19 protein-coding genes are annotated in these 22,993 nt (G+C 69.6%); 12 read left to right on the top strand and 7 right to left on the bottom strand.

All coding sequences use genetic code 11. The annotated features are described in order from the left end of the window. Window positions 1-30 precede the first annotated feature (30 nt). The 4 genes from HNV26_RS38600 to rsmA all read left to right on the top strand — a co-directional run bounded on the left by HNV26_RS38600 (window position 31) and on the right by rsmA (window position 9,959). The gene (locus HNV26_RS38600) at window positions 31-5,055 is read left to right on the top strand and encodes a J domain-containing protein (RefSeq protein WP_253816990.1); all 5,025 of its coding nucleotides are present in this window, start codon (window positions 31-33) and stop codon (window positions 5,053-5,055) included. A gap of 199 nt (window positions 5,056-5,254) precedes the next feature. Next, window positions 5,255-8,047, top strand: a complete 2,793-nt coding sequence (locus tag HNV26_RS24475) for a response regulator (protein ID WP_171441290.1) — start codon at window positions 5,255-5,257, stop codon at window positions 8,045-8,047. A 50-nt stretch (window positions 8,048-8,097) separates the two neighbouring features. After that, on the top strand, window positions 8,098-9,093 hold the full coding sequence (tsaD, locus tag HNV26_RS24470; protein WP_011552135.1) for a tRNA (adenosine(37)-N6)-threonylcarbamoyltransferase complex transferase subunit TsaD: 996 nt from the start codon (window positions 8,098-8,100) through the stop codon (window positions 9,091-9,093). Between the two features lie 14 nt (window positions 9,094-9,107). Continuing rightward, window positions 9,108-9,959, top strand: a complete 852-nt coding sequence (rsmA, locus tag HNV26_RS24465; protein ID WP_171441289.1) for a 16S rRNA (adenine(1518)-N(6)/adenine(1519)-N(6))-dimethyltransferase RsmA — start codon at window positions 9,108-9,110, stop codon at window positions 9,957-9,959. Between the two features lie 7 nt (window positions 9,960-9,966). Here rsmA and HNV26_RS24460 read toward each other — a convergent pair whose 3' ends face one another. Next, window positions 9,967-10,245 (bottom strand): hypothetical protein, encoded by a 279-nt coding sequence (locus HNV26_RS24460; protein ID WP_026114296.1) that lies wholly within the window; start codon window positions 10,243-10,245, stop codon window positions 9,967-9,969. Window positions 10,246-10,455: 210 nt separating this feature from the next. Between HNV26_RS24460 and HNV26_RS24455 the strand changes: the two genes are divergently transcribed. From HNV26_RS24455 to HNV26_RS24435, 5 genes are all read left to right on the top strand, one after another. Beyond that, window positions 10,456-11,100, top strand: a complete 645-nt coding sequence (locus tag HNV26_RS24455) for a deoxynucleoside kinase (RefSeq protein WP_011552138.1) — start codon at window positions 10,456-10,458, stop codon at window positions 11,098-11,100. 165 nt (window positions 11,101-11,265) lie between these two features. Continuing rightward, window positions 11,266-12,183 carry a 3-methyl-2-oxobutanoate hydroxymethyltransferase gene (gene panB, locus HNV26_RS24450; protein ID WP_171441288.1) on the top strand — a complete coding sequence of 306 codons (918 nt, stop codon included), beginning with the start codon at window positions 11,266-11,268 and terminating at the stop codon, window positions 12,181-12,183. A 2-nt stretch (window positions 12,184-12,185) separates the two neighbouring features. Further along, the gene (panC, locus tag HNV26_RS24445; RefSeq protein WP_171441287.1) at window positions 12,186-13,064 is read left to right on the top strand and encodes a pantoate--beta-alanine ligase; all 879 of its coding nucleotides are present in this window, start codon (window positions 12,186-12,188) and stop codon (window positions 13,062-13,064) included. Then, a complete protein-coding gene (gene smpB / locus HNV26_RS24440) occupies window positions 13,061-13,549 on the top strand; it encodes an SsrA-binding protein SmpB (protein ID WP_090492002.1) in 489 nt (162 codons plus the stop codon). The genes panC and smpB overlap by 4 nt, the downstream gene beginning before the upstream one ends. A gap of 33 nt (window positions 13,550-13,582) precedes the next feature. After that, on the top strand, window positions 13,583-14,101 hold the full coding sequence (locus HNV26_RS24435; protein WP_171441286.1) for a ClpXP protease specificity-enhancing factor SspB: 519 nt from the start codon (window positions 13,583-13,585) through the stop codon (window positions 14,099-14,101). A 7-nt stretch (window positions 14,102-14,108) separates the two neighbouring features. On the opposite strand, the gene HNV26_RS24430 is transcribed toward HNV26_RS24435, so the two are convergent. The 6 genes from HNV26_RS24430 to HNV26_RS24405 form a co-directional block, all read right to left on the bottom strand. After that, on the bottom strand, window positions 14,109-15,818 hold the full coding sequence (locus tag HNV26_RS24430; protein WP_171441285.1) for a serine/threonine-protein kinase: 1,710 nt from the start codon (window positions 15,816-15,818) through the stop codon (window positions 14,109-14,111). 7 nt (window positions 15,819-15,825) lie between these two features. Continuing rightward, window positions 15,826-16,164, bottom strand: coding sequence for a DUF971 domain-containing protein (locus tag HNV26_RS24425; protein ID WP_171441284.1), 339 nt, complete (start codon window positions 16,162-16,164; stop codon window positions 15,826-15,828). Window positions 16,165-16,220: 56 nt separating this feature from the next. Beyond that, complete coding sequence (locus HNV26_RS24420; protein ID WP_171441283.1) at window positions 16,221-17,927, bottom strand: HD domain-containing phosphohydrolase; 1,707 nt, start codon at window positions 17,925-17,927, stop codon at window positions 16,221-16,223. 19 nt (window positions 17,928-17,946) lie between these two features. After that, window positions 17,947-18,843 (bottom strand): LysM peptidoglycan-binding domain-containing protein, encoded by an 897-nt coding sequence (locus HNV26_RS24415; RefSeq protein ID WP_171441282.1) that lies wholly within the window; start codon window positions 18,841-18,843, stop codon window positions 17,947-17,949. Then, window positions 18,840-19,292 (bottom strand): FecR domain-containing protein, encoded by a 453-nt coding sequence (locus tag HNV26_RS24410; RefSeq protein ID WP_171441281.1) that lies wholly within the window; start codon window positions 19,290-19,292, stop codon window positions 18,840-18,842. Before HNV26_RS24410 ends, HNV26_RS24415 begins: the two co-directional genes overlap by 4 nt. 95 nt (window positions 19,293-19,387) lie before the next feature. Continuing rightward, window positions 19,388-20,191, bottom strand: coding sequence for a carbon-nitrogen hydrolase family protein (locus HNV26_RS24405; protein ID WP_171441280.1), 804 nt, complete (start codon window positions 20,189-20,191; stop codon window positions 19,388-19,390). 208 nt (window positions 20,192-20,399) lie between these two features. Between HNV26_RS24405 and rimP the strand changes: the two genes are divergently transcribed. From rimP to HNV26_RS24390, 3 genes are all read left to right on the top strand, one after another. Continuing rightward, entirely contained in the window at window positions 20,400-20,885 is a 486-nt protein-coding gene (gene rimP / locus HNV26_RS24400; protein ID WP_140861549.1) for a ribosome maturation factor RimP, read from the top strand. Window positions 20,886-20,947: 62 nt separating this feature from the next. Further along, window positions 20,948-22,648 carry a transcription termination factor NusA gene (nusA, locus tag HNV26_RS24395; RefSeq protein WP_141594219.1) on the top strand — a complete coding sequence of 567 codons (1,701 nt, stop codon included), beginning with the start codon at window positions 20,948-20,950 and terminating at the stop codon, window positions 22,646-22,648. 23 nt (window positions 22,649-22,671) lie between these two features. Then, window positions 22,672-22,993 (top strand): YlxR family protein (locus HNV26_RS24390; protein WP_141259074.1); only part of this gene is annotated, 322 nt, incomplete at its 3' end.

Below are 22,993 nucleotides of genomic sequence, written 5' to 3'. Positions count from 1 at the left end.
CCGTGTAGAGGGACTACACTGCGGCGACGCATGACCCCGTCGCAGGCCGCCGAAGCGCTCTATTCCGCCCACAAGTCCCGAGCCACCGGGAGGCTCACGCTTTCCGCGGGAGGGCGCGAGTCCCGGCTGTGGCTGCGCGAGGGGAACCTCGTGGGGACGCAGTTGGGCTTCGGGTTCCAGAGCCCGGCGCAGGCGCTGCTCCAGTCCGGGCTGCTGGACGCGGAGGCGCTGGACACGCTGTGGGCGCGGGGTGGGGCAGGGGCTCCGGACGAGGAGACGCTGGAGGCGTTCAACCTGGTGCCGGAGGTGGTGGCGGAGCAGCAGGTGCTGGCGCACGTCCGGCGGTTGAGCGTGCTGGCGGAGCAGGCCGCGTTCGAACCGGGGACGGTGGAGGCGGAGGGGTTTCAGCCCATCGCGGGCGTGCGGGTGGTGCGCGCGGCGCTGGAGGGGCCGATTCATGGTGGCGCGGCGGCGCGGGTGTTCCGGTGCGAGGATGTCGAGGCCTGCGGGCCGTGGCTCGCGGATGCTTCGGAGCGCACGTTCCTGGAGACGTTGGCGGAGTTCCGTGAGCCGGAGTCGCTGACGCCCGCGCAGAAAGCGCTGCTGCTCGTGCTGGAGCGCGAGGGCTGGGTGCAGGCGCTCTCTGTGGAGGACTGGGAGGCGCGTGAGCGGGTTCGACGGGAGGAGGAAGAGGCTCGGCAGCGAGCGGAGGAGGCTCGGCTCGAAGAGGAGCGGCGGCGGGCGGAGGAGGCTCGGCTCGCTGAGGAGGCTCGACTCGAAGAAGAGCGCCGTGTGGCGGAAGAAGCCCGCCTGGAGGAAGAGGCTCGGCTCGCTGAAGAGGCTCGTCTCGCTGAAGAGGCTCGTCTCGCTGAGGTCGCTCGGCTCGCTGAAGAGGCTCGTCTCGCTGAAGAGGCTCGGCTTGAGGCGGAGCGTCTTGCTGAAGAGGAACGGCGTCTCGAGGAGGAGGCGCGTCTTGCCGAAGAGGCTCGGCTTGAGGCGGAGCGCCTAGCCGAAGAGGCCCGTCTCGCCGAAGAGGCGCGCCGGCTGGCGGAAGAGGCTCGTCTCGCTGAAGAGGCTCGTCTCGCTGAAGAGGCTCGTCTCGCGGAAGAGGCTCGTCTCGCGGAAGAGGCGCGGCTCGCTGAAGAGGCTCGTCTCGCTGAAGAGGCTCGGCTGGCGGAAGAGGCTCGGCTGGCGGAAGAGGCTCGGCTGGCGGAAGAGGCTCGGCTGGCGGAAGAGGCTCGGCTGGCGGAAGAGGCTCGGCTCGAAGAAGAGGCGCGGCTTGCCGAAGAAGCTCGCCTCGCGGAAGCGGCTCGGCTGGCGGAAGAGGCGCGGCTCGAAGAGGAGCGCCGGCTGGCGGAAGAGGCTCGGCTCGAAGAAGAGCGTCGTCTCGCGGAGGAGGCGCGTCTTGCCGAAGAGGCTCGGCTTGAGGCGGAGCGCCTAGCTGAAGAGGCCCGTCTCGCCGAAGAAGCTCGCCTTGCGGAAGAGGTCCGTCTCGCCGAAGAAGCTCGCCTCGCGGAAGAGGCCCGTCTCGCGGAAGAAGCTCGCCTCGCGGAAGAGGCCCGGTTGGCGGAAGAGGCGCGGCTCGAAGAAGAGCGTCGTCTCGCGGAAGAGGCGCGGCTCGAAGAAGAGCGTCGTCTCGCGGAAGAGGCTCGTCTCGCGGAAGAGGCGCGGCTCGAAGAGGAGTGGCGGCGGGCGGAGGAGGCCCGGCTCGAAGAAGAGCGCCGTGTGGCGGAAGAAGCCCGCCTGGAGGAAGAGGCTCGTCTCGCTGAGGAGGCTCGACTCGAAGAAGAGCGCCGTATGGCGGAAGAAGCGCGCCTGGCTGAAGAAGCACGCTTGGCTGAAGAGGCTCGTCTCGCGGAAGAGGCCCGTCTGGCGGAAGCAGTCCGTCTCGCAGAGGTCGCGCGGCGTGAGGCGGAGCGCCTTGCTGAAGAGGAACGGCGTCTCGCGGAGGAGGCGCGTCTTGCCGAAGAGGCTCGGCTTGAGGCGGAGCGCCTAGCTGAAGAGGCCCGTCTCGCCGAAGAAGCTCGCCTCGCGGAAGAGGCCCGTCTCGCGGAAGAAGCTCACCTCGCGGAAGAGGCCCGGTTGGCGGAAGAGGCCCGGCTCGAAGAGGCGCGCCGGCTGGCGGAAGAGGCTCGTCTCGCGGAAGAGGCTCGTCTCGCGGAAGAGGCTCGTCTCGAAGAAGAGGCGCGGCTTGCCGAAGAAGCTCGCCTCGCGGAAGCGGCTCGGCTGGCGGAAGAGGCGCGGCTCGAAGAGGAGCGCCGGCTGGCGGAAGAGGCGCGGCTGGCGGAAGAGGCTCGGCTGGCAGAGGAAGCGCGCCTTGAAGAGGAGCGTCGGCTCGCGGAAGAGGCTCGGCTGGCAGAGGAAGCGCGCCTTGAAGAGGAGCGTCGGCTCGCGGAAGAGGCTCGGCTGGCAGAGGAAGCGCGCCTTGAAGAGGAGCGTCGGCTCGCGGAAGAGGCCCGGCTAGAGGCGGAGCGTCTGGCGGAGGAAGCTCGTCTGGCAGAAGCGGCTCTGCTTGAGGCGGCGCGGCTCGCGGAAGAGGCTCGGCTCGCGGAAGAGGCTCGGCTCGCGGAAGAGGCTCGGCTCGCGGAAGAGGCTCGGCTCGCGGAAGAGGCTCGGCTCGAAGAAGAGCGTCGTCTGGCGGAAGAGGCCCGCGTAGCGGAAGAAGCGCGACTCGAAGAAGAGCGTCGTCTCGCCGAAGAAGCGCGCCTTGAAGAGGCGCGCCGCCTCGCCGAGGAGGCCCGTCTCGCCGAAGACGCCCGCCTCATCGAGGAGCGCCGCCTCGCGGAAGAGGCGCAGCGTGCGGAGGCCGCTCGGCTCGAGGCAGAACGCCTGGCGGAAGAGGCAGAGCGGCTTGCCGAGGAGGCCCGTCTCGCGGAAGAGGCTCGGCTCGAGGCGGAACGCCTTGCCGAAGAAGCCCGCCTCATCGAGGAGCGCCGTCTCGCGGAGTCCGCCCGCCTTGCGCGAGAAGCCCGCCGCGCGGAGGAGATCTGGGCCGCGGAGGAGGCCCGTCTCGCCGAGGTCGCGCGCGTCGAGGCAGAGGCCCGTCAGGCCGAAGAAGCCCGCCAGGCCGAAGAACTGCGCCTGGAGGTCGAACGCCGCCGCGCCGATGCCGTTCGCCGCGGCAAGGAAGCTCGCGCCGCCGGGCAGACCCGCCAGGCAGACGAAGGCCGTCCCACCGAAGAGCCCACGCAGTTCGACTCCATCCCCGAACTCGCGGCCGAGGACGTCGAGGCCCTTACGTTCGATGTGGGCGACATCCTGCTCACCGAGCTTCCCGCTCAGCCCTCCGATGCGGATTCCTGGGCGGACTCCGTCCAGAGCGCCGGTGCATCCGACCTGGACCTGGCCGCTCTGCCCGAAAGCGCGGAGGCCCTGCGTGTCGCCCGGCAGAAGGCCCAGGCCGAGCTCCTCCACGACATGGCGGAGGCCCTGCGCCGCTCGAAGTCCCAGCCGCTCGAGCCATGGCTCGCGGACGAGCCGCCCCAGTCGACACCGCCCACGCGGACGCAGGACCGCGTCCCTGTCCAGGACGAGCAGTGGCACACCGAGGCCCTCTCCCTCGGCGTTGCGTCCGACACCGAGTCGGAACTCCCGCTGCTGGAAGTCGAACCCGAGCCCGAGCTTTGGGCCGTCGCCGAGCCACTGCCCGCTCCAGCGGCCCGTCCCGCCGCGGGCGAACCTCCAGTCCTCACGCCTGTCGCCGAAGACGACGCGGACATCCTGCTGGAGGCGACCCCCGACGAGGAGGACGACGCCACCTGGGCCGCCCAACCGTCCGAGCCGTCGCCGCGCCCGGCCGCACCCAAGACCGGGGACGAGGACCTCTGGCGCATCGTCGCCTTCGACAAGGACGAGGGCGCCGACACCCTGACGGCGTCGTTCGAGGCCGCGCTCCTCCAGGTCGATACGCACCTGGAGTCGCTCGTCCGCTCGGATGTCAATCAGGCGAACGTCGATTTCGACGAGCCTCCTGTCGAGGCCATTGTCGAGGCGACCATCGAACCGGTAGCACCCGATTCATCGGGGGCCTTCCCCGGTGACAACTCATGGCCAACTGGCCAGACTGACTGGGACGAGCCGTCCGGAGACCTGGACGACTGGGACTTTGACGAGGACGACTTGGCGGCAGATCCCTCCAACCCCGACGAGGCAGCGAAGCTCCGGCGGCAGCGTCTCTTGCGCCGCGCCATGGAGAACATGGGGGTCCTCGGTGGGCGCCCGCCGTCCGCACCGGGCGCCACGCCCTCGCCCACGAGCGAACCCGCCGCCGCCTCGGCTCCCGCTGCCTCCGAGCCTCCCAGGCCCGACGAGGCCCGCCTGGCCCAGCAGCTCGAGCAGCGCTTCGCGGACGTCCAGGCCAAGCGAGACCACTTCTACGTGCTCGGCGTTTCGCAGGACGCCTCGCGCGACCAGGTGAAGAGCGCCTTCCTCAACCTGGCCAAGATCTTCCATCCGGACCGTCTGCCGCCGTCGCTGCCCCACATGGCGCCGAAGATCACCGCCGTGTTCGAAGCCATCCGAGAGGCCTACGAGGTTCTCTACGACGACACCCGGCGCAAGACGTACCAGCAGAACCTCCAGGCCCAGCAGACCCTGCCCAAGCCGCCCGCGACCGCGCCGACCGCTCCGGTGCTCCGCCCGCAGGGCCGCGCCGACAGCAACGCCGACGACCTCTACAAGATGGGCGAGGTCTTCTTCCGCAAGCGCGACTTCACCACGGCCTCCGACCACTACGACCGCGCCCACGCGCTGGAGCCCAAGCCCCTGTATCTGGCTGCTCGGGCCTGGGCCATCTACATGGACCCGGCGCGCAAGGCGGACATGGCCAAGGCCAAGCAGATGATGGCGGACGCGGTGCGCGCCGACCCGAATTGTGATCGGGCGCACTACCAGCTCGGCGTCATCGCCCGGGTCGAAGGCGACATGGACCGCGCGGAGCGTTGCTTCCGCGAGGCCGTGCGCGCCAACCCCAAGCACCTGGAGGCGAACCAGGAGCTGCGGCTCATCGACATGCGCAAGAAGAACCCTCCGAAGAAGGGAGGCTTCTTCCGCTGACGCGGCAGGCCTCACGCTGGGTACGGGTGCTTCAGCCCGGCCCGATTTGACTCTCCCCCGCACCTGACTCGAGCCGCCTGTCCAGCAGGAGGCCAGCCAGGTTTCCCACCGGTCCCAGCCATTGACACGCCTGGAAAGCGGGCAGGATGCTCCCGCGTCAGGCTCCCTGGGCCGTCTGCAGTGACGAAAGGCATGGAACGTGGCCAAGCAGCACCTGCTCCTGGTCGATGGTGACGCGAAGAGCCTCCGGGTCATGGAGGTCAGCCTGAAGAAGGCCGGCTTCTCCGTGACGACGGCCATTCACGGCAAGGATGCGCTCGAGAAGGTCCAGATCAGCCCTCCGGACCTCGTGCTCGCGGACACGAAGATGCCGGAGATGGACGGCTTCGAGCTGTGCAAGACGCTCAAGTCCGACGAGCGCTTCAAGTTCATCCCGTTCGTCTTCCTGACGAGTCAGAAGTCGGTCGAGTTCAAGGTGCGCGGCCTGGAGCTTGGCGGTGACGACTACCTGACCAAGCCGATCTACATCAAAGAGATCGTCACCCGCGTGAAGATGATCCTCCAGAAGGCGGAGAAGGAGAGGATCGAGAAGCGGGAGACGACGAAGGGCGGTTTCGCCGGCAGCCTCGCCGACATGGGCGTGGTGGACCTGGTGCAGACCTTCGAGATTGGCCGCAAGACGGGTCTCATCAACATCCAGGGCGAGCGCACCGGCACCGTCTACTTCAAGGACGGACGCGTCATCGACGCGGAGCTGGGACGGCTCAAGGGCGAGAACGCCTTCTACCGGATGCTGAACACCTTCGAGGGTCAGTTCGAGGTGCAGTTCAGCGCGCTGGACCGTCCGGAGCGCATCGAAATCTCCACGCAGGGCCTGCTGATGGAGGGCATGCGCCGCCTCGACGAGTGGGGCCGCATGCTCGAGCAGCTGCCGCCACTCGAGACGGTGTTCGAGATTGACTACCACCAGCTCGCCGACCGCCTGTCGGAGATTCCGGACGAGGTGAACGGCCTGTTGCGGCTCTTCGACGGCAAGCGCGCGTTGAGCCGCGTGGTGGAGGACTCGGACTTCGAGGACCTGGCCGCGCTGGGCATCATCAGCAAGCTGTACTTCGAGGGCCTCATCCGCGAGTTGGGCAACGCGCCGCTGGAGCCGGTGCAGAGCAGCAAGCCCGGCATCGAGCAGTGGCTCAACACGGCGCCGCCCGCCAGCGCGACCGTGGAGCCCGCGCCTCCCGCGCCGGAGAGCCCGTCGAAGCCCGTCCCCGAAGCCGCCGTTCCCGAAGCCGCTCCCGAGCCGGTGGCCGTCCCCGAGCCCGTGGCCGCCGCGCCGGAGCCTTCTCCGCGGCCCATGCCGCAGAGCGTGCTCGCGCCTCCCGCGGGCGTGGAGGACGAGCCGGCCGCGCCTCCATCCGCCGCGCCCGCGCAGCCCGCCAACGTGGTCGTCTTCCACGCGCGGCCCAAGCGCTCGGACACGCCTGAGTACACGCCCGAAGTTCCGGCGACCGCCCCGGTTCCGGAGGTCCCCGCGCAGGAGGCTTCGGCGTTCCTGGTGGAGCCGCCGCCGGCCCATCGCGCCGTGGAGCACGCGCGTCGCAGCCTGCTGTTGGACTGGAGCCGCGTGGACACCGAGGGTATCAGCGCGCCCACCACGTGGGGGCCGGGCTCCGGCTGGTCGCACACGCCGCGGGCCCATGGCGCAGCCTCCTCCGCCCTCGCCGCGAGCGCGCCCGCCTTCGACCCCGCGCCCTCGCCGCGTGCGCCCATCTTCGGTGGCGCGGCCGTGGCACCCAATCCGTTCCCGCCCGTGCCCCCGCCGACGCCGGCACCGCCGTCATCCGAGGTGACGCTGGTGAGTGGCAGCGGCTACGTGACGCCGCCCATCCCGTCAGTGCAGGTCGATGCGGAGCTCGTGGCCGAAGAGGTCCCCGCCACGCCCCAGCTCGCGCTGCCGCCCTATTCGGGCCACGGCGTGCCCGAACTGTCCGCCGAGCCGCCCACGCCCAGCGCGCCACTGGCCAGCACGGTCGAGCCGTCTCTCGCATCCCCGGTGTCGGCTCCGGCTGTCGTGGAGACGCAGCCCGCCGAGCCGGCCGCCACCGCGCCCGCGACGCCCGGGCAGGTCGCCCCGGATGCATCCGCGAAGCCCACGGACGCCGGAGTCGTCACGCCCGTGAAGTCAGCGGACGCCGCCCCGGTTGCGCCCGCTTCTTCCGTGCAGTCGGCCGAAAGGACGCCGGCGGCCTCTCACACCAGTGAGGCAGCGGTGGCCAACGCGGGGCGTTCCAGTCGCACCGGGCTCATCATCGGCGCGGCGGCGGTCCTCATCGGCGCGGTCGCGGCCGTTGTCGTGGGGATGGGCAGCGGTCCGTCAGAGACGGCGCCGTCGAAGCCTCCCGTGGTGGAGACGCAGGCGCCCGTGAACGACGGCGCCGGGCAGACGCCGCCTCCGGAGAAGGCGCCACCGCCCGAAGAGGCCACGGCCAAGGCCCCCGAGGCTCCGCAGGAGCCGCCCGCCGCTACACCGGATGCGGGCACGGCCATTGCCGAGGCGCCGAATCCGCCCGAGGCGACACCCACCGAGACCACCACTCCGTCGGCGCCCGCCGTGGATCCGGAGGTCGAGTTCGCCACGCTGGTGAAGCAGGCGAGGGCGGCCGTCGTCAGTCAGCGGTTCCGGTCGGCGGCGGGAAGCTATCGCAAGGCGCTGGCGCTCAAGCCGACGGCCACGGAGGCGAAGGCGGGCCTGGGCATTGCGCTGGTGAACGGCTTCACCACGGACGGGGCCTACCGCGAGGCGGCCAAGCTGTTGCAAGAGGTCGTCAAGGAAGAGGACTCCAACGCCCGTGCCTGGCTGTCGCTGGGCATGGCGCTACAGTTCACCGGCAAGAATTCCCAGGCGGCCGACGCCTACAAGCAGTACTTGTTGCTGGAACCGACGGGGTCTTCCGCCGAAGAGGTCCGCACGTTGCTCAGGGGGCTGGGCAACTGAGCGGGGGCGGCCCCACTTCCTTCATTGGCCCCCTTGAGAAGTGAGCCGTCTTGCTCGTCCTAGGACTGGAAACCTCGTGTGATGAGACTGCCGCCGCCGTCGTGGAGGACGGCCGCCGCGCGTTGTCGGATGTCGTCTCCACGCAGGTGGACATCCACCGGCGGTGGGGTGGGGTGGTGCCGGAGCTGGCCAGCCGCAACCACATCGTCCAGGTGTTGCCCGTCGTCCACGAGGCGCTGACGCGGGCGAACAAGACGCTCGACGACGTGGACCTCATCGCCGTCACGTCCGGCCCCGGCCTCATCGGCGCGCTGCTGGTGGGCGTGCAGGTAGCCAAGGGCCTGAGCCTGGCGACGGGCAAGCCCTTCGTGGGTGCCAACCACCTGGAGGGCCACCTGCTGGCCATCCGGCTGCTGGAGGTGGCGCCAGAGCCGCCGTTCCTCGGGCTCGTGGTCTCCGGCGGGCACACCAGCCTCTACGAGGTGCAGGCCTACGGGCAGTACCGGCTGGTGGGCAGCACGCGCGACGACGCGGCCGGCGAGGCGTATGACAAGACTGCTCGCATCCTCGGCCTGCCGTATCCGGGCGGGCAGCCCATCGACCAGCTGGCGCAGCAGGGGAATCCGGAGGCCATCCGCTTCCCGCGCGCGCTGCCGGGCGACAACTTCGACGTGTCCTTCTCCGGGTTGAAGACGGCGGTGCTGCACCATGTGCAGAAGCACGGCGTGCCGCAGGGGCAGGCGCTGGCGGATTTGTGCGCGTCCTTCCAGGAGGCCGTGGCGGACGTGCTGTCGAAGAAGCTGGTGGCCGCCGCGCGCCGGTTGGGCCACAAGCAGCTGGTGCTGTGCGGCGGCGTCGCCGCGAACTCGCGGCTGCGGGCACTGTGTCAGGCGCGGGCCGAGGAGCGGGGGTTGAACATGTTCCTGCCCCCGGTGCGGCTGTGCACGGACAATGGCGCCATGATCGCGGTGGCGGGGTATGAGGCGTACCGCCGCGGCCTGCGCGGAGATTTCCGCCTCGCCGCCGACCCGGCCTGGCGCATGTAGAGGGGAGCAGACGGGTGGAATCGCCTAGAGACATCCTCAAGCGGCATGGCCTGCGCGCCAAGTACAGCTGGGGACAGAACTTCCTCGGAGACGAGGACGCGCTGGAGGCCATCGCCGACGCGCTGAACCTGCGCGCCGATGAGCCGGTGGTGGAGCTGGGCCCGGGCCTGGGCCACCTCACGCGCTTCCTGGCCGCCACCGGGGCCCGCGTCACCGCCGTGGAGCGGGACCGGGACATGGTGATGGTGCTGGAGAAGGAGGCCATCCCCGGCGTGCGCGTGGTGTCCGGCAACGCGGCCACGGTGGACTTCGCCCAGGTGGCTGGAGCGCCCGACGTCGCGGTGGCGGGAAACCTCCCGTACCACCTCACCAGTCCCATTCTCTTCCGGGTGCTGGAGCAGCGGGCTCATGTCTCGCGCGCGGTCTTCACGCTCCAGAAGGAAGTGGTGGAGCGGCTCGCCGCGGAGCCCGGCAACCGTGACTACGGCCTGCTGACGGTGCTGCTGGGCATGCATTACGACGCGGACAACGTCCTCACCCTGGAGGCCTGGCGCTTCCATCCGCCCCCGAAGGTGGACTCCGCGGTGCTGCGGCTCACCCGCCGCAAGTCGCCGCGCGCGCCCATCATCGACGAGGCCCGCTTCACCCGCGTGGTGAAGGCGTCCTTCGCGCACCGGCGCAAGACGCTCATCAACTCCATCAAGTCGGACCCCACGCTCGGGACGACGGAGACGCTCATCGCCGCCCTGGAGGCCGCCGGTGTGGATCCGCAGCGCCGCGCGGAGACGCTGACTCCCGAGGAGTTCGCCGCCATCGAGCGCGCGCTCGGCCCCGTGACGCCGGCTTCGCCCACGCCCGCGGAGTAGGGCGCGGCTAGCGTCCGCGCATGCCCAGCGCCTGGAGCAGGCCGCCTTGCTGCTCCAGGTAGGCGAAGAACTCGGCTTCGGGGATGCGCATCCGGGCGAGCACGCCGCGGAGGATGTCCTCCACGGTGCCGTCCTGTCGGCGCTTCAGCTCCATGGCCGTCTTGAGCAACACCACGCCATAGAGCGGATCCGGCTCCACGGGAGGTGTGGGCGCTCGCTGGGTGGGCGTGCTCTGGCGGGCCTCTTCCAGCCGCACCACTGTCTTCGCCCGCTGTCTGCCGCTCATGTCCGGAGACCACCCCGCGCACACGCCAAGAAGTCGCGCGGACCGTAGGAGATGCGTCCCGGAGCGTCAAGGGACGCGGGACGCCGTGGAAAATTGCCGGATTCCAGCGGCCGTGTTGTGTTATCCGCCCGCGTGCGTGGCCGCGCCTTCGCGCGATGTCTCGCGCGCGCGGTCTCAAAGCGCATTCCGCGGGCGGGAGGCCTCGGGCGGATGGACTACCGGTATATCGTGGTGGAAGGGCCCATTGGCGTGGGCAAGACGAGCCTCTCCAACATCCTCGCGGAGCGTCTGGCGGGACGGCGCATCCTCGAAGTGGTGGAGGAGAACCCCTTCCTTTCCAGCTTCTACACGGACCGGCAGAAGTTCGCGTTCCAGACGCAGATCTTCTTCCTGCTGTCGCGCTTCCGTCAGCAGCAGGAGCTGTTCCAGCAGGACCTCTTCAGCTCGATGACGGTCAGCGACTACCTGTTCGCCAAGGACCGCATCTTCGCGCACCTCAACCTGGACGCGCACGAGCTGGCCCTCTACGAGCGCGTCTTCGAGGCGCTGGGGCCCCGCGTGGCCAAGCCGGACCTGGTCATCTACCTCCAGGCCCGGCTGGACGTGCTCCTGCACCGCATCAAGAAGCGCGGCCGGGAGTTCGAGCGCAAGTTCGACCCCACGTACCTGGAGGGGCTCGTCCACTCCTACAACAACTTCTTCTTCCACTACACGGACACCCCGCTCCTCGTCGTGGATACCTCGGACATCGACTTCGTGAATGTCGAGGCAGACAGGGAAGACCTGCTTGCCACCATCCGGAAGGCGAAGCCGGGCACGCAGCATTACGTTCCGAAGGCTTCCCGCCGGGGCTGAAAGTCAGGCTCCTGGTGGGACGTCCGCCTTCAATGCCCCCACGACAGGCGCGGGGGCGTTAGAGTGCGGTGGCGGGCCCAGGGCTCCCGGCGATCCCCAGTGGGGACGGCGAGGCGCGAATGGGCCCGTCAGGCCGTTCAACCCGTAGCCAATAGGAGGTGAACCGTGAAGGACAAGGTCACCATCCACACGCTGAAGCGCTTCAAGCAGATCGGTCAGAAGATCTGCATGGTCACCGCTTACGACGCCACGTTCGCCCACATCCTCGAAGAGGCAGGCGCGGACGTGCTGCTGATAGGCGACTCGCTGGGCATGGTCATCCAGGGGCATGACTCCACGCTGCCGGTGACGATGGACCAGATGGTCTACCACACGGCCGCCGTGGCCCGTGGCGCGCGCCGGGCGCACGTCGTGGCCGACCTGCCGTTCATGAGCTACCAGGTGTCGAACCAGGACGCGGTCCGCAACGCGGGCCGGCTGGTGGCGGAAGGCGGCGCGGGCAGCATCAAGCTGGAGGGCGGCGCTGAGTTCGCGGACACGGTGCGGGCCATCGTCCGCGCGAGCATCCCCGTCATGGGGCACCTGGGGCTGACGCCGCAGTCCGTCCACAAGATGGGCGGCTACGTCGTCCAGGGCCGCGGCGAGGACCAGGCGCGGCAGATTCTGGAGGACGCGCTGGCGCTGGAGCAGGCCGGGGCCTACGCGCTGGTGCTTGAGGGTGTGCCCATGGACCTGGCGCGCACCGTGACGCAGCGCCTGTCCATCCCCACCATCGGCATTGGCGCCGGCGTGGACTGTGATGGCCAGGTGCTCGTCTGCTACGACCTGCTGGGCATGAACCCGGACTTCAAGCCGAAGTTCGTGAAGCGCTACGCCAATCTCCACGGCTCGATTACCGAGGCCGCGGGTGCGTACTTCGCGGAGGTCCGCAAGGGCGCGTTCCCGGACGAGGATCACTCCTTCAAGGCGACCAAGAACATCCGGCTGGCGCCGGAGGCTCCGGCTCCGGCCGCCCGGGTGGAGCCGTCCGCGCCCGCCGAGGCTGGCGACACGCTGGGCCCCGTCTACGGGAGACCCGCCTAGTCATGGCTCCCGCCGTCCTGAAAACGGTCGCGGACGTGAAGGACTGGACGGCGGGGCTGCGCCGGGAGGGGCACCGGCTCGCGCTGGTGCCCACCATGGGCTTCCTGCATGAAGGTCACCTCTCGCTCATTCGCGAGGGGCGGCGCCGCGCGGACGTGGTGGCCGTGTCCATCTTCGTGAACCCCACGCAGTTCGGGCCGCGGGAGGACTTGTCCCGCTACCCCCGGGACTTCGAGGGTGACGTCGCCAAGTGCATCAGCGCGGGCGCACAGGTCATCTTCGCGCCCGCGGGCCCGGAGGTGATGTACCCGCAGGGCTACCAGACGTACGTGGAGGTGACGGACGTCAGCCAGGGCTTGTGCGGGGCTCGGCGTCCGGGGCACTTCCGCGGGGTGGCCACCGTCGTCACGAAGCTGCTGACGCTGTTCCGCCCGGAGGTGGCGCTCTTCGGGGAGAAGGACTACCAGCAGCTCCAGGTCATCCGGGCGCTCAACCAGGACCTGCACCTGGGCGCGGACATCGTCGGAATGCCGACGGTGCGCGAGCCAGACGGCCTGGCGATGAGCAGCCGCAATGCCTACTTGTCCCCTGAGGAGCGGCAGCGGGCGCTGGCCCTGTCCCGGGGGCTCAAGGCCGCCCAGGCGCTGCTGCGGGAGGGCACGCGGGAGTCAGAGCCCCTGGTGGCGGCCGTCCGGCGCGAATTGGAGGCGGCGGGGCTCCGGGAAGACTACGTGGAACTGGTGGATGCGGAACGGCTGACGCCTCTGGCTTCGGTGGTGCCCGGGCAGCCTGCCCGGTTGCTCGTCGCGGCCTTCAGTGGCACGACGCGCCTCATCGACAACATGCAGTTGGGTGGTGAGGAGAACGCGGGACGCGTATGACATCCGGAGGGAAGTCAAAGGGAGTGGGCAGTGAGCCCGGCGTGAGGGTCATCGCGGAAAACCGTCGTGCGCGTTTCGACTACACCGTCGACGAAAAGCTGGAGGCCGGGCTGGCGCTCACGGGAAGCGAGGTGAAGTCGCTGCGAGACGGAATCGCCAATCTGTCGGACGCCTACGCGCTCCCCAAGGGGGACGAGCTCTTCCTGCTCAACGCGAACATCGGCTCCTACAAGGCGGCGAGCTTCTTCGACCACCTTCCCACTCGGGGTCGCAAGTTGTTGATGCACCGAGGAGAAATCGACCGTTGGACGGCGAAGGTGCGTGAGCGGGGTTATTCGATCATCCCGCTTGTGCTGTACTTCAGGAACGGCCGTGCCAAGGTGGAGCTGGGGCTCTGCCGGGGCAAGACGCACGAGGACCGGCGCCACGACATCAAGGAGCGGGAGACGAAGCGGGAGATGGACCGGGCGATGCGCCGACGTTGAGAGGGGCGCCCGAAGTTCTTTCGCCGGACACCGATGGACGACAAGAAGGTTCTCGACAAGAAGGAGCGGCTGCTGGCCGCGCTCGACCAGGGCATGGTGATGATTCACCTGGACGCGCGTCGTCCGGGCGTGCTCGTCCCAGCCTCCGTCAAGACGGAGGCGCACCTGCGCCTCAATCTCTCGTACCGGTTCGACCCACCGGACCTCACCGTGGGCGAGTGGGGCGTGCGCTCCACGCTGAGCTTCTCTGGCTCGCGCTTCACCATCGCGGTGCCGTGGTCGGCGTTGTTCGCCATCGCCAGCCACGTGACGAAGGAGTTCTGGATGTACCCGGAGGACATGCCGCCGGAGTTGCTCCAGCAGCCGGCCGCGTCACGTCCGGCGCAGCCCTTGCCCGTCGCTCCCGTGCCGGTGGCCGCGGAGCGTCCGCGCACCTTCCTCCGGGAAGTGCAGGGCGAGCGGCGGGATGAGCCGCCCGCCGATGTTCCGCCCGCGGACGGACCGCCGGAAGAGCCGCCGCCGCGTCGTGGCCATCTGCGCCTGGTGAAGTGAGGCGCGTTCAGCGCTTCAGCTTCGCCTCGATGTGCGCGGCCTCGCCGCCGGAGAACGTCCCCTTCCAGGTGCGGTGGCCTTTGAGCCGGACCTGGATGGGGACGCGTCCCGCGGGATAGCGGTTCTCGAGCAGCAGCGGCGTCGTCCCCAGCTCCGTGTCTCGGACCCAGACGGTGGCTCCCGGCGGGTCGCTGTCGATGCGCAGCATCGGGGCCGACAGGCGGAGCCCCGTCGCCGACATCACCCGAATGAGCAGGGTGGAGCGCTGAGGCCACAGCCAGATGCCGGTGCCCACCAACAGCGCCACGAGCAGCAGTCCCAGTGCCCGTTTCCGGCGCGAGCGCCGGAGGAGGGCGGCCTCATCGGGCCAGTCGCTGGCTGGCGAGGGCGGGCGCTCCGCCAGCTCCAGTGCAGCGGCGTCGGTCTGGAGCACGCTCTTCGCGCCCGGCGCGACGTGCGTCTGGGGGACACTCTCCGCGAGCGTCTGATGCGCGGTGAGCTCGAGGCCCACGGATGGAGCGAAGGCGCCCGGCGCGGTGGGCGTGCGAGGCGTCGCCGCCGCGCCGGAGGAGGCCTCCGGCCACATCGCGCAGTGTGAGCACCGCGCTTGGGGCGAGGAGAGCGCGTGGTTGCATCGATGGCAGCGATGCACCATCCGCCCGCTGACGCTGAGCGCCGCGCCGCCCGGCAGGGAGAGAGGCTCTTCTTCCGGCGCAGCGGCCTCGGCGGGCGACGGCGCATGCACGGCCATCGCCAGCGAACCCGCGTCAGCCTGTGCCTGCGTCACGGGGCGCCTGGAAGCCGCTACCTGTTCACTCAGGGGTGGAGGCAATCCCAGCCCGCGAAGGAACGCGGCCAGCGCCTGCGACGTCGCGGGCTCGCCGACTTGGGCCAACCACCGGGCAAAGCCCTCGGCCAGTGACTCCGGCGAGTGGAAGCGCTCCTGGGGCGCCCTCGCCAGCATGCGCATGACGGCGCCCGCCAGGGGTGTGGGCACGCCCTGCGGTGGCTCCACGGTCCGCGTCAGGATGGCGTAGGTCACCGCGCTCGCGTCCTGCGCGGTGTGGAACGGATGCCGCCCGGTGAGCAGCTCGTAGAACACGATGCCCAGGGAGAACTGGTCGCTCGCGGCGGTGGCGGGCGCGCCTTGCAGCACCTCGGGCGCGGTGTACGCCTCCTTCCCTCGGAAGACGCCGGGCGCGGTGTGGGCCGGGCCTGCCATCCGCGCGATGCCGAAGTCCGTCAGCTTCACCTCGCCCTCGCGAGACACCAGCACATTGGAGGGCGACACGTCGCGGTGGGCCACCATCACGGGCCGCCCGTCATGCACCTTCCGGTAGGCATGGCCGAGCCCCGCCAGGGCCTGATGGACGATGAAGGCGGCCAGGTGCGGAGGGAAGTGAACGCCCCGGCGCGCGGCCGAGCGCAGCAGCACGCCCAAATCCCACCCGTCCACCAGCTCCATCACCAGGAAGAGCCCTTCGGGGCCCTGGCCCACGTCATGGACGGTGGCGATGTTCTGGTGTTGCAGCAGCGTGGCCAGCCGGGCCTCGGCCAGGAACATGCGCGCGATGTCCGGCTCGCGAGCCAGGTGGGGTAACACCCGTTTGATGGCCACCGGCCGCTCGAATCCCTCCGCGCCGCGCGCGACGCCGAGGAAGAGCTCCGCCATGCCTCCAGAGGCCAGCGGACGAACGAGCCGGTAGCGTTCGTTCACGGGGCGCTCAGGCGGCGGGCTGGGTGATGTCGCGCAGCAGCTTCCAGGGATAGATGCCGGTGGTGTGGCCGTCGCTGAAGCTGAAGGCCAGCGCGTAGTTGCCCACGGGCTGCACCTGCTTGATGCGCAGGTCGGCGGGGACCTTCGACGGGTCCAGCGTCCGCTTGTTCGTCCATTCGTCCACGCACGCGGCGCAGGGGCACTGCTGGCGCAGCACCTGTGCGGTGGCGTCCGTCTTCACCCCGTCATCCCACGTCAGGTCCAGGCGCGCGCCATCCGAGGACAACTGCGCGTCCGTCGCGGTGACGGCTTGGGGGGCGGGCTTGATTCGGTCCCAGAAGCTCAACGTTTCACCTTCCAGAGTCTCAACAGTCTTGCGCCCTCCCTACCATCCTTCGGCCGTCAGGAGGCGAGCTTCACGGGCAGCCGGTGGCCCTCCAGCCGCACACCCTGCTTCGCCAGCACCTGCTTCAGGGCCTGGACGACCTTCGGGTCCAGTTGGGCGCCGCAGAGGTTGTCGAGGATTTCCATCGCCTTCTCCAGCGGCATGGCCTTCTGGTACGGGCGGGTGGAGGTGCAGGCGTCGAAGGTGTCCGCGCACGCGACGATGCGGGCCAGCAGGGGGATGTCCTCGCCCTTGAGCTTGTCCGGGTAGCCGGTGCCGTCCCAGCGCTCATGGTGATGGCGGACGCACGCGCGCACCGCGCCCAGGAAGCTCACCGGGCCGATGATGGCGTCACCGATGGTGGGGTGCTCGCGCATGATGTCCATCTCCTGGTCCGTGAGCTTCGTCTGCTTGCAGAGGATGGACTCGACGATGCCAATCTTCCCGATGTCGTGGAGGATGCCGCCGTACTGGAGCTGCCGCAGCTCGCGCTCGGTGAGGTTCAGCTCCCGGCCAATCTGCACGGAGACGTCGCCCACGCGCTGGCTGTGGCCGCGGGTATACGCGTCCTTCGAATCGATGGAGTTCGCCAGCGCGACGATGGTCTCCAGATAGCCCTTCTCCAGGCTCTCGTAGAGGCCGCGGTTCTCCATGTCGTACGCGAGCAACTGCTTGCTCATGTAGTTGAACGTCTGCGCCAGCTCGCCCAGCTCGTTCTTCTGCTGGATGTTCACCTCGACGCCGAACTTGCCGTGCGCCAGCTCCAGCGCGCCGCTGATGAATCCCTTGAGTGGCCGGGTGAGGTTCCGCGAGAAGAGCGCCGCCAGCACCACCGCCACCAGGATGGCCGCCCCCAGACCCAGGAGGATGCGCTGCTCCATGGTGTCCACCTGGCGGTAGGCGTGCTCCACGGGTTGTTCGGAGACGATGGCCCAGCCCGTCTCGGGGAGCACCGTGTACGCGGCCACCACCGCGTCCCGGCCCTCGCCGAAGTTGCCGACGTGGAACAGCTCCATGTCCGGCTTGCCCACCAACTGCTTCAGCAGGTGCGCCACCGGGCCGCGCTGCGCCACGTCCTCGCCCAGGCCGGCGACGCCGCCACCGCCCGCCACGAGGTGCCCGTGCCGGTCCGCCAGATAGGCGAAGCCGGTGCTGCCCACGCGCTCCTGCTCCAGCATCTTCCGCAGGTCGGCGAGGGACAGGTCCGCCGCGATGTATCCCCGGACGGGCTCGCCCAGGGGGAAGGCCAGCGTCAGCACCGGCTCGCTGCCCTGCGGGTCCTTCACCACGTCCGCGTAGCGCACGCCCTCCATGTTCTCGAGCAGCGCCCGCGCGCGCTCCTCATGGCCAGCCAGCGCGGTGGGCGGAACGTCGTGCTTGGAGAAGGCCTGGAGTCCCGGCAGCCGCTGGCGGTTGGCGTCGAACACGGTGAGCGCCAGCACATCGCGCCGCTGGTTGAGCACCGAGGCCAGGTGCGTCTGCTGCGCTTCCAAGGGCAGTCCGAAGAAGCCGGGCACGCGGGCCAGGCCCAGCACCGCGTCGGTGGGCTCGCCGAGGAAGATTTCGGCCTTGAGGCGCAGTTGCTTCACGCGCTCCTGTGCCAGTTCCTGGGCGTCGCGCACCAGGAGCTCCCGGGTGTGGGAGACGGAGAGCCACCCCACCATCAGCGTGGGGACGACGCCCACCACCAGCATCAACAGGAGGATGGCTTTGAACAGGCGCACGGCGTGGCTCCTCCAGGGGTTACTGCCACTGGCCCTTCTTCACTTCGAGTTTGAGGCGCTCGGACACCAGCTCGAAGTGCCTGGGCGCGCTGGGCTCGGACGGGCCCGCGGGTCCCACCGCGCGCACCGTCCACCGGTAGCTTCCCGCGGGTAGCACCGGCAGCTTCGCTTCCAGGCTGGTGACTGTCTGCGTGAAGACGGCGCGTTGCTCCTGCGCGCGCGACACTTCCACTTCATAACGTTCCGCGCCCCGTACAGCCTCCCAGGTCAGCTTCACCGGGCCCAGGTGCCCGTCCCGGTCGGGGCGCCGTTTCAGTCGCGCGGAGTCCTCCGGTTTCGCGGGGCTGGGCGCCACCAGCGGCGGATGGGGCGCGGGGGGCGGATGGCCCTTCTCCACGCGGATGGATTCACCCTTGGCGACGGGCTGGGTGACGCCCTCGGCCTCCACGCGGACCGGCGGGCCGTGCTTCACGGTGACGGTGGTGCTGTCGCCGTCGCCCACTTCCACGGAGAACGCGGAGGACTGCGGCGAGCGCTCCGCCGCCACCAGCTTCCCCACGGCATTGGCCTCCGAGGCCGCCTGTGTGTAGCGCGCCTCGCGGAAATGGGATTCCGCGACCTTCAGCCGGGAGGATGCCGCTGGGGGGACGCTCGCATCCTTCGAACTGGCCACCAGTGTGCGCGCCGTCTCCAGGGCCTTCTGCGCCAGCACGCGCTCGTGGCCGGGCACCTTCAGCCGGGTCCCCGCCGCCACGTCGTCCGAGGAAAGTCCGTTGAGTGCGCGCAGCTCCCCCGCGGCGCGCGCGTCGCCCAGGGTGCGCTGGGCCACCTGGCGCAGGGATTCGTTGGGGCCCACCACCACGGTGCCCGGGGGCGTCGTGCCCAGCCATGTGAGGAGGAGGAGCGCCGCCTTCATTGGAAGACAATCTCCCTTCCCGCCTGGATGGTGGCGGACGGCGTGGTGACGGACAGGGACTGGGTGGCGGGCTTCTCCAGCTCCGCGTCGATGCGGCCTCTCAACACGGTGAGGTCCGTGCGCTGCTGGCCGGGGCGGGTGCGCGTCTCCGCGATGCTGATGAGCGAGTCCCCGGTGAGGTGCACCGTGCTGCCATTGGCGGCGAAGACGATGTCGGTGCCGGCGCCCGCCTCGGTGCGGACCTTGTCATTCTCGTAGAGCGGCTGGCCTTCCCGGGCGGGGCTCCACTCGTCGGCCGTGGCGCGCTTGATTTGGACGCCGCCCTTCATGGCTCGCAGGTGTGCGCGGTGCGTGGCCACCGTGGGAGGCGTTGCCGCGTCGGGCGCGGACGGACGCTCATCGGCGGTGCAGCCGGCGGGGAGTGCCGAAAGCGCGAGCGCAAGCAACATGGGAGACCAGCGTCGTCCGTTCACGAGAGGAGTTCCGGGGGACCCGAAGTCTATCGAAGGTGGACCCGAGAGGGGCGGGCCTGGGGACACGCACGCTAGTCCAAACGGCGGTGCTCCAGGCAGGGGAGGTTGCGGCGGATGCGTGCTTGCAGCTCCGGGTCCACCGGCGCCAGCGCCAGCCCTTCGCCCTCGGAGGCCCGCGCCGTCACCAGGCCCCACGGGTCCACCACCAGGGCGTGGCCATAGGTGACGCGGTTGGCGGAGTGCCGTCCTCCCTGCGCGGGCGCCAGCACGTACGCCTGGTTCTCGATGGCGCGGGCTCGCAGGAGCACTTCCCAGTGGTCCTTGCCCGTCATGAGGGTGAAGGCCGCCGGGACGGCCAGCAGCGTGGCGCCTTCGCGGGACAGCCGCCGGTACAGTTCGGGGAATCGCAGGTCGTAGCAGACGGACAGCCCCAGCCGGCCGACCTCCGTCTCCGCGGAGATCACCTCCGTCCCCGGCGCCACCGCCGCGGACTCCTGATAGGTCGCACCATCTCCCACCTCGACGTCGAAGAGGTGGATTTTCCGGTACACGGCCAGCCGCTCGCCGCCGGGGCCGAAGAGGACGCTGGTGTTGTAGAGGCGCCCACCTGGCGCGCCCGTCTCCAGCACGCTGCCGGCCAGTAGCGTCACCTTCAGCTCCCGGGCCAGGCTGGCCATCCGGGCCAGCGTCGGACCGTCGAGCCCCTCGGCGGCGTCCGGCCGCTCGGGCTCCGGCCCCATCCAGGAGAAGTTCTCGGGGAGGCCCACCAGCCGGGCACCCAGTGCGGCGGCGCGCCGGACGAGCCGGGTCGCGGCTTCCAGGTTATGGGCCTTGTCGGCGGTGGACACCATCTGCGCGGCGGCGATGAGGTGCATGGGCGCGTTATAACCCCCATGGGGCCTCGGAACCCCTGGGAATTCCTCGCCCTGCCGGGCGCGTTTCACCCGGAGCAGGAGGGCGCGTCCTTCCTTTACACCCCGACGGGGCGTGTGCTACGGACGCCCCCGACATTTTTCGATGAAGCACTTCGAAAAGTGGGCCGCGTGCCCGCTTTTCGTGTTTTTGGAGACTGGTTTCCCGCTTATGTCGGAGAAGAACCTCAAGCAGACGGTGGAGGAGCGGGCCTTGGCCCTGCTCGAGCCCATTGTCGCGGGTGAAGGCCTGGAGCTCGTGGACCTGGAATTCCTCCGGGAGCGCGAGGGCTGGGTGCTCCGGTTGTTCATCGACAAGCCGGGTGGCCGCGTAGGGCTGGACGAGTGCACCCAGGTGTCGCGCGCGGTGGACCCGTCGCTCGACGTGGAGGACTTCATCCCCCACGAGTACAGCCTGGAGGTTTCCAGCCCCGGAGTGGACCGTCCGCTGAGGAAGCCGGCGCACTTCGAGCGGGTGAAGGGACAGCAGGTGAAGGTGAAGACGTTCGGCCCGGTGGGAGAGCCCCCGCGCAAGAACTTCACCGGAACGCTGACCGAGGTGGCAGGCGACGGAATCTCGGTGGAGGTGGAAGGGGCCGGAACCTTCCACATCCTCTTCAAGGACATCGCCAAGGCGAACCTGGAGTTCCAGTTCTAGACGTCGACATACAGGGTGCCCCTCCGCGCGAGGGCGCCCGTGGACCCTTTTAGGAGAAGACCATGCCCACGCCGCAAGCCAACCCGAGTGTCAACCTCAACCTCGTCCTGGACCAGGTCGCCAAGGACAAGGGCATCGACCGGGCTGTGCTGATTGCCACGCTCGAAGACGCGATGAAGACCGCGGCCAAGAAGCACTTTGGCCAGGATCGCGAGCTCGAGGCGAAGTACGACCCGGACAAGGGCGTCGTGGAGCTGTTCCAGGCCATCACCGTGGTCGAGGAGATTGTCGACCCGGTCCAGGCCGTGAATCAGATCTCCCTGGTCGAGGCCCACAAGAAGGGCATGGAAGTGGAGCCGGGCGACGAGCTCGTGTTCCAGATCTTCTACCGGGACGAGGACGCCGCCGAGGCCAAGGCCCAGGACGACCAGTACGGTGACATCCTCCGTCTGAAGACCTTCCGCCGCGGCTTCGGCCGCATCGCCGCGCAGACGGCCAAGCAGGTCATCCTGCAGCGCACGCGCGACGCGGAGCGGGAGAACGTCTTCAACGAGTACCGCGACCGGAAGAACGAAATCGTCACCGGCATCGCCCGCCGGTTCGAGCGCGGCAACATCATCGTGGACCTGGGCCGCGCCGAGGCCGTGCTGCCGGTGCGCGAGCAGGTCCCGCGTGAGACGTACCGCCCCGGCGACCGCGTCCAGGCCTACGTGCTGGACGTGCTCCGCGAGTCCAAGGGCCCCCAGATTGTCCTCAGCCGCGCGTCCGTCAACCTGCTCACCAAGCTGTTCGAGATGGAGGTGCCGGAAATCGCCGAAGGCATCGTCGTCATCGAGGCGGCGGCGCGTGAGCCGGGCGGCCGGGCGAAGATCGCCGTGTCCAGCCGGGACTCGGACGTGGACCCCGTGGGCGCTTGCGTCGGTATGAAGGGCAGCCGTGTTCAGGCGGTGGTGCAGGAGCTGCGCGGCGAGAAGATCGACATCGTCCCGTTCGACGAGGATCCGGCCCGCTTCGTGTGCTCGGCGCTGGCTCCGGCGGAGGTCAGCCGAGTCATCATCGACGAGGCCAACCACGCCATGGAGCTCATCGTCCCGGACGACCAGCTCAGCCTGGCCATTGGCCGTCGCGGTCAGAACGTCCGCCTGGCCGCCCAGCTGACCGGCTGGAAGCTCGACATCAACAGCGAGAGCCGGGTCCGGGAGCTGCGCGAGTTCGCCAACCGCTCCCTGGGCTCGCTGCCCGGCGTCAACGAGATGCTGGTGGAGACCCTCTACGCGCACGGCTTCCGCCAGGCCCGGGACATCGCCGAGGCCAACGCGGAGTTGCTGGCACAGCTGCCCGGCATCGACCCGGCCCGCATCCCCTCCATGCAGGAAGCCGCCCGGACCCGGATGGTCGAGGATCAGGCGGAACTGTCGCGCATGGATTATGAAAGAGAGCAGGCCCGCATCGCGGAGGCTCGGCGGCATCCGGACGAACTCAGCCAGCCCGAGCGCATGGCGCGCGTGCGTGGCGTCGGTGAGAAGACCATCGAGCAGCTCATCCTCGCGGGGTACCGCTCGGTGGAGGACATCGCCAATGAGAAGGATCTGGCGAAGCTGGGCGATGTTCCGGGTGTGGGTATCAAGAAGGCCCGCCAGCTGAAGAGCGCGGCGGAAAACTATCTGGTGGAGGAAGCCAAGCTGCGCGCGGAGCTGAATGCCGAGCGCGGCGCCATGACGGTGGCACTTGAGGGTGGCGCAGAAGCCACCAAGTCGCCGTAAGCTAAGCGAGCAAGGGAGGGGACGTGCGGCGCCCGGCTGGCCGGCCCAGGCCGGAAGTTCAGAACGCGGGGTCAGGTCCGGTCCGGACGTGCGTCGGATGCGGTTCGCGGCGACTACAGGCGGAACTGACCCGATTCGTGATAGGGCCCGGAGGCGCCATCGAGGTGGACAGGAAGAGGCGGCTGCCAGGACGGGGCGCCTACCTGTGCGGTGCCGGTTGTCTGACGGCAGCGCTGAAGCGGAAGGCGTTTGGTAGGGCCTTTCGCGGAAAGGCGGGCCAGGTTGACCCGTCGCAGCTCGGACAGGCATGGGAGCAGGGGGACGGTGAGCGGAGGGGTGCGGGGG

The organism is Myxococcus xanthus (assembly GCF_013116825.1).
GTDB lineage: Bacteria > Myxococcota > Myxococcia > Myxococcales > Myxococcaceae > Myxococcus > Myxococcus xanthus_B.
This window is presented reverse-complemented; position numbering and strand designations above follow the sequence as displayed.

Coding starts and splice junctions, on each gene's coding strand:
- rimP (WP_140861549.1), top strand. CDS start 20,400: ATGTCGGAGAAGAACCTCAAGCAGACGGTGGAGGAGCGGGCCTTGGCC.
- HNV26_RS24405 (WP_171441280.1), bottom strand. CDS start 20,191: ATGCACCTCATCGCCGCCGCGCAGATGGTGTCCACCGCCGACAAGGCC.
- smpB (WP_090492002.1), top strand. CDS start 13,061: ATGACATCCGGAGGGAAGTCAAAGGGAGTGGGCAGTGAGCCCGGCGTG.
- HNV26_RS24415 (WP_171441282.1), bottom strand. CDS start 18,843: ATGAAGGCGGCGCTCCTCCTCCTCACATGGCTGGGCACGACGCCCCCG.
- HNV26_RS24460 (WP_026114296.1), bottom strand. CDS start 10,245: ATGAGCGGCAGACAGCGGGCGAAGACAGTGGTGCGGCTGGAAGAGGCC.
- HNV26_RS24455 (WP_011552138.1), top strand. CDS start 10,456: ATGGACTACCGGTATATCGTGGTGGAAGGGCCCATTGGCGTGGGCAAG.
- nusA (WP_141594219.1), top strand. CDS start 20,948: ATGCCCACGCCGCAAGCCAACCCGAGTGTCAACCTCAACCTCGTCCTG.
- HNV26_RS38600 (WP_253816990.1), top strand. CDS start 31: ATGACCCCGTCGCAGGCCGCCGAAGCGCTCTATTCCGCCCACAAGTCC.
- HNV26_RS24435 (WP_171441286.1), top strand. CDS start 13,583: ATGGACGACAAGAAGGTTCTCGACAAGAAGGAGCGGCTGCTGGCCGCG.
- HNV26_RS24410 (WP_171441281.1), bottom strand. CDS start 19,292: ATGTTGCTTGCGCTCGCGCTTTCGGCACTCCCCGCCGGCTGCACCGCC.
- panC (WP_171441287.1), top strand. CDS start 12,186: ATGGCTCCCGCCGTCCTGAAAACGGTCGCGGACGTGAAGGACTGGACG.